This is a genomic window from Tropicibacter alexandrii (genome assembly GCF_003667315.2).
Lineage (GTDB): Bacteria > Pseudomonadota > Alphaproteobacteria > Rhodobacterales > Rhodobacteraceae > Tropicibacter > Tropicibacter alexandrii.
The window spans coordinates 1-12,975 of record NZ_RCTZ02000019.1 but is presented as its reverse complement, the minus strand read 5'-3'; the positions used below and the strand labels follow the sequence as shown (position 1 = coordinate 12,975).

The window sequence follows — 12,975 nt, the reverse complement described above, 5'->3', positions numbered from 1 at the left end:
CGCTTATCCTTTCGCCGGAAAGAGGCCCACGGGCTTGATCACAAGGACCGCAGCCAGCAGGGCATAGATGAGAACGGAGGCCAGACCGGGCGCAAGCACAGCCCCGAAGGTCTGCACGAAGCCATAGATCAACGACCCGGCGACGGCGCCTTTGAGCGAGCCAAGCCCGCCGATCACGATCACGATCAGCGTCGGGATCAGGATTTGCAGCCCCATATCGGGCGCGACGCTCAGAAGCGGCGCAGCGACAGCGCCCGACAGACCGGCCAGCGCGCAGCCCACGCAGAACACGATGAAGAAAAGCCGTTCGACGTTGATCCCAAGGCAGGCCGCCATGGCGTCGTTGTCGACGCCTGCCCGGATCATCGCCCCGATCTGGGTGCGCCCCAGCACGAAGGCCAGCGCGGCGAAGATGCCCAGCCCCAGCACGATGATGAACAGCCGGTAGGTCGGGTATTCGACGCCGAGGAAACTCAGCCGCCCGGACAGCAGCGCGGGCACGTCGATGGCCAGCGCCAGTTCGCCCCAGACGATGCGCGTCACATCCAGCAGAACGAAGATCAGCCCGAAGGTCACCAGAACCTGCGCCATCGGCCCGGATTTGCGCATCCGTTTGATCAGGCCGGAATAGAGCAAGATGCCCACACCCGCGACCGCGACCGGCGCCAGAAAGAACCCCATCCAGTAGCCGCCCACGGCGGCCAGCGATGCGGCGAAATACGCGCCCAGCGCATAGAACGAACCATGCGCGAGGTTCACGAAATGCATCAGCCCGAAGATGACCGTCAGGCCGATGGAAAGCAGAAACAGAAGCATGGACAGTTGCAGCGCGTTCAGTGCCTGCAATATCCAGAAGCCAAGATCATGTGCCATGAGACGTCCTCCCCGATTGGCATGACCCGGCCACTGGCAAGCGACCGGGTCGTTTGGATCAATTGGAAAGCGGCACCATCTCGCAGCCATTGGCCGGGTCGGCCTCTGCCGGCAATTGGGCCAGCACTTTTTGCGTCAGCGCGCCCTCGCCTGCGACGGTCTCGTAGACATAGACCGGCTGGATGATGTTGTTGGTGGCCGGATCGATCGCCAGCTTGCCGCGCGGCCCTTCGAACGACACCTGCCGCAGCGCATGCGCCAGCGACGCGCGGTCGGTGGCCCCCGCCTTGGCCGCCTCGACCAGCACGCGGGCGGCGTCATAGCCCTGCACCGCGAATTCCGACGGGGCGCGCCCTGTCTCTGCGGTGAAGGCGGCGACAAAGGCGGCATTGGCCGGGTTGTCGATGGTCGGCGCATAATGCAGCGCGGTGATGACGCCCTCGGCGGCCTCACCCTGCGCATTCACATACAGCGGAGAGGTCAGGAAGCCCGAGCCATACAGCGGCAAATCCGCCTTGAGGCCAAAGCTGTCATATTGCTTGACGAAGGAAATCGCCTCGCCGCCCGCGTAGAACACGTAAACCGCATCCGCACCGCTGGCCTTGGCCTGTGCAAGATAGGGACCGAAATCCTGTGTCTTCTGGAAGGGGGTGAATTCCTGCCCGACGATCTCGCCGCCAGCGGCGGTAAAGCTTTGGCTGAAGCGGTCGATCATCTGGCGCCCAGCGGCGTAGTCGGGCGCGAGGGTAAAGACCTTTTCGATGCCCTGTTCGGCCATCCATGTGCCCATCGGGCGGTTGATCTGCCCGTTGGAAAAGGACATCCGCGTGATGTAGGGCGAGCAGGCCGCGCCGGTGGCCTCGTCGTTGCCGGCATTGGCCACGATCAGCGGCACGCCCGCGCCATGCACCATGTCGCGCACAGCCCCCAGCACGCCCGAGCTGACGACGCCGACCATGACATCGACTTTCTCTTGCAGGATCAGCTTCTTGGCCTTGCCCAAGGCGACGGGCGGCTTGACTTCGGTGTCCTCGCGGACGATCTCGAATGTGGTTTCGGTCTCACCGCCGAATGCCGCGAGGCCAAGGTTGAACCCGGTCTCGATCTCGTTGCCCAGCGACGCATAGACGCCGGAAAATGGCAGCAGCAGCCCGACCGTGAGGTCTTCGGCAGCGGCAGGCACGGCAAGGCCGGTGGCGAGCCCGAGGGCCGCCAGTAGTGAACGTTTCATGTGTGATTTCCTCCAGTTGGTGAATGACCCCTCCTCAGGGTCTATCCAAGATCGCCCCCACCGACCGGCAGCGTGACGCCGGTGATGTAAGAGGCCTCATCCGACGCCAGAAACAGGATCGGGCCTGCCTGCTCGTCGAGCGTTCCGTAGCGTTTCGTAAGCGCGGATTGGATCGTCTGGTCGACGATGGTCTTGTACCAGTCCTCGCGTTGTTCCTGTTCAGCATTGGGGTTGCGCGGCACGACGCGCGGCGGGGCCTCGGTGCCACCGGGCGCGGTGGCGACGACGCGGATGCCACGTTCGGCGACTTCCCAAGCGAGGCTTGCGGTGATCGCGTTCACCCCGCCCTTGGCCGCCGCATAAGGCACGCGGTTCAGGCCCCGCGTGGCGATGGACGAGACGTTGACAATCACCCCCGCCTCGCGCGGCAGCATGTGATCGAGCGCGGCGCGGCAGCAATAGAGCGTCGGAAACAGCGAGCGCCGCACCTCGGCGTCGATCTGGACGGGTTCGTAATGCTCGAAGGGTTTCGCCCAGATCGTGCCGCCGACATTGTTGATCAGGATGTCGATGCGGCCCCAGTGATCCACTGCGGTCTGCATCGCCTGCGCGCAGCCCTCCCACGTTTCTAGATCGACGTTCACGGCCTGAGCATCGCCGCCCGCTTCGCGGATGGCCTGCACCACCTCGTCGCGCGCGGGCGAGCGGTCGACGATCAGCACCCGCGCCCCCTCGCCTGCCGCGCGCTCCGCGACGCGGCGGCCAATGCCTTGCGCGGCACCCGTCACCACCATGATCTTGTTGGCAAATCGGGTCATGCCGCTTCGGCCGCTTCTTCGGTCGGGTTGAACTTCTCGAAGTGGAAGCTGGAGGGCTCTACCCCCAGCTTGGCGAAATGTGCGCGCACGGCGTCGACCATCGGCGGCGGCCCGCAGAGGTAGACATCGGCCTCGCCCTCGCACAGGTCCTCCGCCGTCAGGTGATCGGTGACGAAGCCGGTGCGGGCGTGTTCGCCCTCGGCCAGAACGGTCACGACGGTGACATTGCCGATGGTCTCGGCAAGGCGCATCACGCGGTCCAGTTCCACCAGATCGGCGGCACGGGTCACGGCGTAATACAGCGTGATTGGGTGATCGCTGCCCTGCTCGGCTACCTGTTCCAGCATCGACATGAAGGGCGCAAGCCCCGTGCCGCCCGCCAGCCACAGCTGCGCCCGCTCGATGGGACGCAGGTAGAAGGTGCCCATCGGCCCGGTCAGTGTCAGCGCATCGCCGGGCTGCGCGCGGTCCGACAGGTAGCTGCTCATGATGCCACCGGGCAGGTTGCGGATGAGGAACGTGGCCTCGCTCGCGCCGGGGGCAGAGGAAAAGGAATAGGACCGGTGCACGCCCGCACCCGGCACGCTGACATTGACGTATTGACCGGGCAGGAAGCCCACCGGCTTGGCCAGCTTGACCCGCAGGCCAAAGGAGGTTTCCGACAAGCGGTCCACACCCAACACCTCGGCCTCCACGCTTTCCGGCGCGGTCTTGCACAGGGCGGAGGTGGTCGGGACCCGCACGACACAATCGCTTTCGGGGATCATCTGGCAGGTGAGCGCGTAGCCCTGTTCGGCTTCCTCGTCGCTCATCGACTCGTCCATATAGAATTCCAGCTCGTACGCGCCCTTTTCGACGAAGCACTTGCAGGTGCCGCAGACGCCGTCGCGGCAATCCATCGGCAGGTTGATCTTTTGCCGGAAGGCCGCGTCGGTCACCTTTTCATCGTCATCGCACTGGATGACCCGGGTGACGCCGTCTTCGAAGTTCAGGGCGATGGAATAGGTGGTCATGGCATGCTCCTCCCTTGTCCGCGCAGCCTGCCCGGGCTGCGCGGGGGTTTGTTTCTGTCCGATTTGACGGGGTCAGATGTGGTAGACGTCGATCACGTGGTGGATGGTGTCGTTCTTCAGAACCACCTTCTTGTCGGTGATCAGCGGACGCGGCCCGCTGACATCGAGCGTGTAGAACGACGTGCCCCAATGCGTGTCGGTCTTGCCATAGCGATCTGCCAGTTGAAGCGCAGCGTCACCGTCGCCCCATCGCGGGACAGGATTTCGATCCCCGACCGGTAGTGGTTGGTGCGCGGCTCCGACAGCGAGGTGGCCGAGGAGCGATCCGTCTTGATGCGGAAGACACGGTCCTCGATCCCCTGCTTGTTGGGGTAATACATCAGGGACATTTCGTTCTGCGGGTCCTCGGTCAGCGTGTCGAGGTCGTCCCATGCGGGCATCCAGAATGGGCAATCCTTGTGGTAGAAGGTCAGCCACGTATCCCAGTCGCGGTCATCCAGCGCGCGGGCCTCGGCGAACAGAAAGGCCTGGATATCCTCGTAGCTGACGGTCTTGGGTGCGGGGCGGTCAAGCGTTGCGGTGGTCATTGTCTTTTCTCCTCACTCGGCTGCGACGGCCGCGCCGGGGGCGGTTTCGCGTTCCTTGGCGATGGCCTTGGCCATGCGATCGGACCAGTTGCTGTGCTGGATGACGAACAGGCCCTCATCCTCGGTGCGCGCGCCGGACAGGACCGGGTTGATCCCCAGCGCCTGCGCGTCCTCATCGGGCCCCTTGATCCACTGGGTCGCGCCGCGGGTCAGGTCATTCCATGGCGCATGCGCCGCGCCGGCATAGCCGCGCTGGGTTGCCCGGAATTCCTCGGTATCGTCGGGCGTCGCCATGCCGGAGGCGTTGAAGAAGTCCTCGTACTGGCGGATGCGGCGGCTGCGGGCCTCTTGGCTCTCGCCTTTCGGCGCGATGCAGTAGATCGTGACCTCGGTCTGATCGACGCTGATGGGGCGGAAGACGCGGATCTGGCTGGAAAACTGATCCATCAGGAAGACGTTCGGGTACAGGCACAGGTTGCGCAGGACGCCGACCATCCATTCGGCCTTGGTCTTGCCGTGCTTTTCCGTCCATTCCTCAAGACGCGGATAGCCGGGGCGGTTGGTCGGGTCGGCCCATTGCGTCCACAGCAGGATGTGACCGTTCTCATAGGCGTGGAAGCCGCCGCGCTGCTTGGCCCATTTCGACGCATCGGTCGCCTTGATCGCGTCTTCCTTGCCATCGTCGGTGCGGTGCGCGGTGGTGGCGACATAGTTCCAGTGCACGGCAGAGACGTGATAGCCGTCTGCGCCATTCTCGGCCTGCAGCTTCCAGTTGCCGTCATAGGTGTAGGTGGACGACCCACGCAGCACCTCCAGCCCCTCGTCGGCCTGATCGACGATCATGTCGATCATCTTGCGCGCCTCGCCCAGATAGTCCTCCAGCGGTTGCACATCGGCGTTGAGCGAGCCGAAGAGGAAACCGCGATAATTCTCGAACCGCGCGACCTTGGTCAGGTCATGGGAGCCGTCTTTGTTGAACTGCTCGGGGTAGCCTGCGCCCTTGGGGTCCTTCACCTTCAACAGCTTGCCGGTGTTGGAGAAAGTCCAGCCATGGAACGGGCAGGTGAACGTCTTTTGGTTGCGGCGCTTGAAGCGGCATAGCTGCGCGCCACGATGCGAACAGGCGTTGACCAGCGCGTGCAGCTCGCCGTCCTTGTCGCGGGTGATGACGACGGGCGTGCGGCCCATGGTCAGGGTAAAGTAATCGCCGGGGTTCGGGATCTGGCTTTCATGCGCCATATAGATCCAGTTGCCCTCGAAGATGTGCTTGATCTCAAGCTCGAACAGGTCCTCGTCGGTAAAGATGTCCCGGCGGCAGCGGAACACGCCGTTTTCCGGGTCGTCCTGAATGGCGCCGTCAAGACGGGCCTCGAAATCGGTCAGCGTGGCTTGGGTAAACATGGGTTTCCTCCTCCTGAAGCGCCGGGGCGCAAGTCGTGGTTATTCGCCGGCAATGGCGCGGGTGATCCGCGCAGAGTCGCGGCGGTAGAAAGCGATCTTGTCGGGGTCGAGCGTTGCACCGATGCCCACGCCCTGCGGGACCTCGACACAGAAATCGCGATAGGTGATCGGCTGGGTCAGAATGTCGTCGGTCAGCAGCAGCGGACCGAACAGTTCGGTGCCCCAAGCCAGGTGCTCGACGGTGGCAAACAGGTTCAGCGCGGCGGCGGTGGACAGCGCCGTTTCCAGCATCGTCCCGCCATAGAGCCCCAGCCCGGCGGCCTGCCCGATGGCGATGACCTCGGATGCGCGCTTCAGCCCGCCGGACTGGCCGATCTTGACGGCGAAGACATCCGCCGCGCGGGCCTTGGCAACCGCCAAGGCATCCTCGGGGCCGTTCAGGGCCTCATCGGCCATCACCGCGATCTGATGATCGCGGGTCAGTTCGGCCATTCCGGCGCGATCCCGCGCGGGAATCGGCTGTTCGACCAGCTCGCAGCCCGCATCCTGAAGGCCGCGCAAGCCCCAACGCGCATCCTGCAAGGACCACGCGGTGTTCACATCGACCCGCACGCTGGCGGCATCGCCCAAGGCGGCCTTGATCCGCGCCAAATGGGCCACGTCATCGCGGACGGACCGCTTGCCGATCTTCAGCTTGAAGATGTTGTGGCGGCGGGTCTCGATCATCTCCTGCGCCTCGGCGATATCCGTATCGGAATTGCCCGAGGCCAGCGTCCACGCCACCGGCAGGCGCTCATGCACCGCGCCGCCAAACAGTTGCGAGACCCGCACGCCCAGACGCTGGCCCAGCCCGTCCCAAAGCGCGATTTCAACGGCGGTCTTGGCGATGCGGTTGGCCTTGACCAGACGGTCGACCAACTGGATCGCGCCATTCACGTCATCCGCATCCCGCCCGATCAGCGCCGGTGCAATATAGGTGTCGATCGCGGATTGGATGCTTTCGGGGCTTTCCGCGCCATAGCTGAGGCCGCCGATCGTCGTCCCCTCGCCCACTCCCACCGAGCCGTCGGAAAACCGGATCGTCACCAGAACTGCGGTTTGCGTGCGCATCGTCGCCATGGACAGCACGTGCCCCCGGATGGTCGGGATATCGAGGATCACGGTCTCGATCTGGTCGATCTTGGTCACGGGGTCATTCCATCTGCATGTTTCGTTGACATCCAGATGCCCTTCCAACCCGGTTTCTGTCGATGATGGCTGGGGTCTCGGGTGATACCCTTGAGAGTCATCTTTGCCTCGGCCCCGAAACGAAAACGGGCGCCGCAGAATGCGACGCCCGGCAAGATGTTGATTTCACGCGGCTTGGCCGGTCAAATATCAAACTTCACGGCGCCCCCCTTCGCGATGGCCCGTTCGACCACGGATGCGGCGACGGCCAGATCCTGAAGCCCGACGCCGGTACCATCGAAGAGAGTGACCTGATCGTCCGCCACGCGCCCCGGATGCGTCCCGTTGATCACGGCGCCCAACGGGGTGATGTCCCCCGCGCCCAGAGCCCCCTGCGCCACCGCATGCTGCGCCTCACCCAATGTGACGCTCTGCGCGACCTCGTCGGCAAAGACCGTGGCCCGCGCCAAAAGCGCCGCCTCGACCTCCTGTTTGCCGACGGTATCGGTGCCCATGCAGGCGATATACGCGCCGGGGCGGACATGATCCGCCATCAAGGACGGCGAGAACGCCGAGGTGATGGTGATCACCACATCCGCCTGCATCATGCCAGGCAGGTCCACGGCCTCAAAGCGAATACCAGCCTCTTCGGCAATCGCCCGAAGCCCGGCAAGCCGCTCGGGGCTGCGGTTCCATCCGATGACCTTGTCGAACGAGCGCTGCTCTAGTGCCGCGCGCAGTTGAAAGCCCGCCTGATGGCCCGCACCGATCATCCCCAAGACCCGCGCATCGGCTCGCGCCAGATGCCGGATCGACACGGCCGAGGCCGCCGCCGTGCGCAGCGCCGTCAACAGGTTGCCGCCAACCATGGCCCGAGGTTGGCCGGTGTCCGGGTCGAAGAGGAACACGGTGGACTGGTGGTTGATCAGCCCGCGCCTCGCCAGATTGTTCGGCCAGTAGCCGCCCGCCTTCAGGCCCAGCGTCGACCCAGTGCGATCGAACCCGCCCTTGAAACCGTACAGCGCATCCTCGTGACCGATGGCCTCGCGCACCACGGCGAAGTTCCGGGCCTCGCCCGCCGCCATGGCCGCAAATACTTGCTCGACGGCGTCAAAGGCCGCCGCGCGCGTCATCAGACCCGCGATCTCTTTTTCGGGAACAATCCACATCAGCCTCTCAGGGAAACCCTGCCTTCTTTGGTCCAAAAATACCTCGGGGGTCCGGGGGCGGAGCCCCCGGCGGGTCGACGCGCGGAACGCGCGGCGAAATCAGTAGGCCTTGCCGCGCGCCGAGATGGGCCAGACGCAGTCCACCTTGCCATTTCGCACGCCCACGTACCAATCATGCACATTGGCCGTCGGGTCGCAGTGACCGGGCACCAGACGGAGCTTGTCCCCGACCTTCAGCACCTGCGCCGGGTCGGCGATGACCCCGTGCTCGTCCGAGCACTTGATGTATTCCACGTCATCGCGCCCAAAGATCACCGGCAGGCCGCTATCGACGGATTGCGCCTTGAGCCCCGCGTCGCAGATCGCCTTGTCGGCTTTGGCGTGGCTCATCACCGAGGTCAGCAGGAAGAAGGCGTTTTCCCATTCGCCCGCGTCGATGCGCTGGCCGTTCTGGTCCAGAATGCGCCCGTAATCCGCGTCCATGAACGCATAGGACCCGCATTGCACTTCGTTATACAGCCCGGAATTGGCCTCGAAGTAATACGAGCCGGTGCCGCCACCCGACACAAGGTCGGTGGCGATCCCTTCGGCCGTCAGCGCATCGACCGCATCTTGGACCTGCACGATGGCGGCGTCGATCTTGGCCTTGCGGTCGGCAAAGCTGTCCATGTGCTGCATCGCACCCTGATAAGCCTGAATGCCGCGATAGATGAGGTGATCAGCCTCTCGCACGGCCTTCGCGATCTCGACCACAGCCGGTGTCGTGGTCACACCGCAGCGCCCCGCGCCGCAGTCGATTTCGACAAACACGCCCAGCACGGTGCCCGCCGCGCCAGCGGCCCGGGACAAGTCCGCGACATTGGCGGGGTCATCGACGCAAACGATCACCTCGCCGCCGCTGAGCCGGGGCAGTTGTGCCAGCCGCGCGATCTTCACCGGGTCCCGGACTTGGTTCGAGACAAGGATTTCCTTGATCCCGGCGCGGGCAAAGACCTCGGCCTCGGACACCTTCTGACAGCAGACGCCCACGGCCCCGCCCAAGTCCATCTGTAGCTTCAGCACATCCACGGACTTGTGCATCTTGCCATGCGCCCGGTGGCGCATCCCGTGCGCGCGGGCATAGTCGCCCATCTTCTTGATGTTGCGTTCCAGCGCATCGAGGTCCAGCACCAGAGCCGGGGTCTGGATATCGGCCTCGTCCATGCCCGGCTTGGCCGGAATGTCATAGCCCACCTCGTAGGCGTCGAGATTGTTCGTGTCTTTCATTGGAAATCTCCTCAACCCTGCATCCAGGGCAATCTGTCCAGATCGACGTTGCCGCCGGTGATGATGACACCGACGCGCTTGCCGGGAAAGGCGTCGGGGTTCTTCAGAATGGACGCCAGCGGCACCGCGCTCGACGGCTCCATGACGATGCGCAGGTGTTTCCACGTCAGCTTCATTGCCTCGATGATCTCGGCCTCGGACGCGGTGTAGATCTCGGCCACGTGGGTCGACACGAAGTGCCATGTCAGGTCCTTGAGCGGCACCAAAAGCCCGTCCGCGATGGTCTTCGGCGCGTCATCGGCGATGATATGCCCCGCCTTGAAGCTGCGATAGGCGTCATCGGCTTGCTCTGGCTCCGCCGCGATGACGCGGGTTTCCGGCGCCAGTGTCGCCAAGGTCAGGCAGGTGCCCGAGATCATCCCGCCGCCGCAGATCGGCGCCACGACCATGTCGAGCCCGCCGGTCTGCTCCATGAATTCCTTCGAACAGGTGCCCTGCCCGGCGATCACCCTTGGATCGTTGTAGGGGTGCACGAAATCGCCCCCCGTCGCGGCCTGCACCTGCGCGAATGTGGCCTCGCGCGAAGTGGTCGAGGGGTCGCATTCGGTGATGACCCCACCATAGCGCCGCACGGTGTCCTTCTTGGCCTGAGGCGCGGTGCGTGGCATGACCACGTTGCAGGGAATGCCCCGCAACATGGCGGCGTAGCTGAGGCAGGACGCGTGGTTGCCGCTGGAATGGGTCGCTACACCCTTCGCCGCCTGCGCCTCGTCCAGTCCGAACACCGCATTGGCCGCACCGCGCACCTTGAGGGCGCCCGGCTCCTGAAAGTTCTCACATCAGAAAAACAGCTCTGCCCCGGTCATCTCGTTGAGATAATCCGACACCCGCACCGGCGTGCGCCGGATATGCGGTGCAATCCGCTCATGCGCGGCCAGCATGTCGTCATATGTCGGGATCGTCATCACGCGGCCCCCTTCCGGGCCTGTGTCAAAGGCATGTTGCGCGCGCTGCGGCCCGCGAATGAGGCAGTAACCGTGTCTGCCACCATCTCGGCGGTCACCGCCGACAATGTCCAACCCAGATGGCCGTGGCCAGTATTGTAGAACACCCGGTCACGGACCCCCTGCCCCACCTTTGGCATCATGTTCGGCATCATCGGGCGCAGCTCGGCCCATGGGATCGCATGTTCGGTGCTGACACCGGGGAAAAAGCGTTCGCACCACTTCACAAGCGGGCGGATGCGGTCGTCGCGAATATCGAGGTTGTAGCCGTTGAATTCTGCCGTGCCCGCGATGCGGAACCGATCCTTGCCAAGACGGCTGGTGACGACCTTGGCCTCATCATCCAAGAGGCTGATCCAAGGCGCCGCCTGCTGGCTGGCCTCGTCGTCGAGTTGTACGGTGATCGAATACCCTTTGACCGGATAGACGTTCACCCGGTCGCCCAACTGTGCGGCGATGCGGCGGCTGTCGACCCCCGCGCAGACAACGATCGCATCGAACTGGTCCGTCTGGCTCTCGCTGTTGCGGCTCCAGGTCAGGCGCACGCCCGTGTCATCCACCTTGATCGTCTCGACATCGGTGCCAAAGCGCAGCACGGCGCCGCCCGCCTCGATGGATTTCGCCAGCCCTGTCGTGTACCGGTGGATGTCACCCGTGAAGTCACTTTCGGTGTAGTAGCCGCCATAGAAGGCGCCGGTCAGCGCCGGTTCGATGGCGCGCACCTCGTCGGGCGCAACCGCGCGACGGTGCAAGCCCCCCTCGGCGAGCAGCTTGTTGACCTCTGTGGCGTGGTCGAATTCCGCCTTGTCGGTGTAGATGTGCAGGATGCCGCGATTTTCGCAATCGAAGTCGAACCCGTGGCGCGCGGCCTTTTCCCGCAACAGACCGCGCGCGGCGATGGCCATGCGCGTGGTCTCGACCGTATTGGCGCGGTAGTGCGGGATCGCGGCCACGAACTCGGCCATCCAGCTGTATTTGTGCCAGCTGGGTTTGGGATTGACCAACAGCGGCGCGCCCCGGCGCATCATCCATTTCAGGCCCTTGAAGATCATCGACCAGCGGTTCCACGTTTCGGCATTCGAGGCAGACAACTGCCCGCCATTGGCAAAGGACGTCTGCATCGCCGCATAGCGGTTGCGGTCGAACAAGGTCACGTCATGGCCCCGGTCCATCAGGCTCGACGCGGTGGTGACGCCGGTGATTCCGGCGCCGATAACGGCTATTCTGGTCATGGTATCCTCCCGCGACCCAAGGTTCCGTCCCGCCCGGAGGCAGGCATGATCCGCTCTGTCACGGGTGGCGGCAAAGGCGCGCCAGCGCTTCAGACGCCCGTGCCGATCATGGTCCTTTTGCCTGAGAGTTTCCGGGGGGTTGCTCCTTCGGCGCCGCGTGGCGGCCTCTCCCATGTCAGCTTGGTAGGCGGAGACTTGATTGCCGTTTTATATTCTCACGTCACGATTATTTTACGTTGTGATTATTTTTGGTCTCTTCCTGCAGAGCGCTGCGATAGTCTTCGGAGGTCACCCAAGCCCCCAGACGTTCGAGCACTTCGTTGAAAACGCGCAGCTCCTGGCGGGACAGCGGATCGGTCAGGATGACTTCCAGCCGGTCGGACAGTTGCCGCGCGACTTGGCGGACCTCCTTGCCCTTGTCGGTGGTCGACAGCAGGAAAACACGGGCATCCGCCTGTGAGTTTTCCCGCTGGATCAGCCCCGTCCCCAGCAGGGACTGGATGATTCTGGACGTCAAACTTCTTTCAAAACCAGTGGCTTTCGAGATCTCCGCAAAGGTGGTGCCGGGCGTGTCGTCGATCAGGCGCAACACGCGCAGGTCACGGATGCTGCATCCGGTCTCGCGCAGGAAAATCGCGTCATTGGCGGTGATGGCCTCTTGGGCGACGATGCTCAGACGGTAGGTCAGCCGTTCGTTTCTGAATGTCTTGTCGCGCTGCATATCTCGCCCCTCTGCCTGCGTCATACCCTGAGGGTATCACATCATACCCTGATTTCCACGCCATTTAGTCTTATAAAGCAACTATCTTATCCGACAAGTATTGGAGCGCAGAGGCCTTGATGCAAGACAAAACGGAGCCCGCGTCGCATGTTCGACACTTGGTATGATACCCACCGCGAAACGGCCCACGCTTGGCTGCGCGACCTGCACCGTCATCCCGAAACCGGGTTCGAGGTGGCGCGCACCGCACGCTTCGTGGCCGATCGCCTGCGCGATCTTGGCTATACGGTCGCAACCGGGATCGGCGGCACCGGCGTCGTCGGCACCTTGCAGGGCACCGGCCAATCGGGACGGTGCATCGCCTTTCGCGCCGAGCTTGACGCGCTGCCGATGACGGAAACGGCGCAGGTCGACTATGGACGTGTCGCGGTTTGATGCCGCTCCTTTGATAGCATTTATTGCAGCAAAGGAGACGAACCATGGGACTGAAACG

Annotated in this window: 12 protein-coding genes, 1 pseudogene and 1 riboswitch; of the genes and pseudogenes, 1 reads left to right on the top strand and 12 read right to left on the bottom strand. The window is 63.9% G+C overall.

The genetic code is table 11. The features are described from left to right. Positions 1 to 3: 3 nt before the first annotated feature. From D8Z78_RS19165 to D8Z78_RS19110, 12 genes and pseudogenes are all read right to left on the bottom strand, one after another. Positions 4 to 873, bottom strand: coding sequence for a branched-chain amino acid ABC transporter permease (locus D8Z78_RS19165; RefSeq protein ID WP_121631727.1), 870 nt, complete (start codon positions 871 to 873; stop codon positions 4 to 6). Positions 874 to 931: 58 nt separating this feature from the next. Beyond that, on the bottom strand, positions 932 to 2,104 hold the full coding sequence (locus D8Z78_RS19160; protein WP_121631728.1) for an ABC transporter substrate-binding protein: 1,173 nt from the start codon (positions 2,102 to 2,104) through the stop codon (positions 932 to 934). Between the two features lie 41 nt (positions 2,105 to 2,145). Beyond that, positions 2,146 to 2,922, bottom strand: coding sequence for a benzoate diol dehydrogenase BenD (gene benD / locus D8Z78_RS19155; protein WP_121631729.1), 777 nt, complete (start codon positions 2,920 to 2,922; stop codon positions 2,146 to 2,148). Next, a complete protein-coding gene (gene benC, locus D8Z78_RS19150) occupies positions 2,919 to 3,935 on the bottom strand; it encodes a benzoate 1,2-dioxygenase electron transfer component BenC (protein ID WP_121631730.1) in 1,017 nt (338 codons plus the stop codon). The genes benD and benC overlap by 4 nt, the downstream gene beginning before the upstream one ends. 140 nt (positions 3,936 to 4,075) lie before the next feature. Then, the gene (locus tag D8Z78_RS19145; RefSeq protein ID WP_275114980.1) at positions 4,076 to 4,522 is read right to left on the bottom strand and encodes an aromatic-ring-hydroxylating dioxygenase subunit beta; all 447 of its coding nucleotides are present in this window, start codon (positions 4,520 to 4,522) and stop codon (positions 4,076 to 4,078) included. A gap of 12 nt (positions 4,523 to 4,534) precedes the next feature. Beyond that, positions 4,535 to 5,923 (bottom strand): benzoate 1,2-dioxygenase large subunit, encoded by a 1,389-nt coding sequence (benA, locus tag D8Z78_RS19140; RefSeq protein ID WP_121631731.1) that lies wholly within the window; start codon positions 5,921 to 5,923, stop codon positions 4,535 to 4,537. Between the two features lie 39 nt (positions 5,924 to 5,962). After that, positions 5,963 to 7,111 (bottom strand): muconate/chloromuconate family cycloisomerase, encoded by a 1,149-nt coding sequence (locus D8Z78_RS19135; protein WP_121631774.1) that lies wholly within the window; start codon positions 7,109 to 7,111, stop codon positions 5,963 to 5,965. 182 nt (positions 7,112 to 7,293) lie between these two features. Then, a complete protein-coding gene (gene bhcD / locus D8Z78_RS19130; RefSeq protein WP_121631732.1) occupies positions 7,294 to 8,259 on the bottom strand; it encodes an iminosuccinate reductase BhcD in 966 nt (321 codons plus the stop codon). Between the two features lie 99 nt (positions 8,260 to 8,358). Then, positions 8,359 to 9,525: a 3-hydroxy-D-aspartate aldolase BhcC gene (bhcC, locus tag D8Z78_RS19125; RefSeq protein ID WP_121634596.1), complete on the bottom strand. Its 1,167-nt coding sequence runs from the start codon at positions 9,523 to 9,525 to the stop codon at positions 8,359 to 8,361. A gap of 11 nt (positions 9,526 to 9,536) precedes the next feature. Next, a pseudogene (gene bhcB / locus D8Z78_RS19120) lies at positions 9,537 to 10,490 on the bottom strand (beta-hydroxyaspartate dehydratase BhcB). After that, positions 10,490 to 11,761: a D-amino acid dehydrogenase gene (locus D8Z78_RS19115; RefSeq protein ID WP_121634603.1), complete on the bottom strand. Its 1,272-nt coding sequence runs from the start codon at positions 11,759 to 11,761 to the stop codon at positions 10,490 to 10,492. The pseudogene bhcB and the gene D8Z78_RS19115 overlap by 1 nt, the downstream one beginning before the upstream one ends. 99 nt (positions 11,762 to 11,860) lie before the next feature. Further along, a riboswitch (glycine riboswitch) is annotated at positions 11,861 to 11,944 on the bottom strand. Positions 11,945 to 11,987: 43 nt separating this feature from the next. Further along, positions 11,988 to 12,482, bottom strand: coding sequence for a MarR family winged helix-turn-helix transcriptional regulator (locus D8Z78_RS19110; protein WP_164933014.1), 495 nt, complete (start codon positions 12,480 to 12,482; stop codon positions 11,988 to 11,990). Between the two features lie 147 nt (positions 12,483 to 12,629). Between D8Z78_RS19110 and D8Z78_RS19105 the strand changes: the two genes are divergently transcribed. Next, the gene (locus D8Z78_RS19105; RefSeq protein WP_121634599.1) at positions 12,630 to 12,917 is read left to right on the top strand and encodes a hypothetical protein; all 288 of its coding nucleotides are present in this window, start codon (positions 12,630 to 12,632) and stop codon (positions 12,915 to 12,917) included. Positions 12,918 to 12,975: the final 58 nt, after the last annotated feature.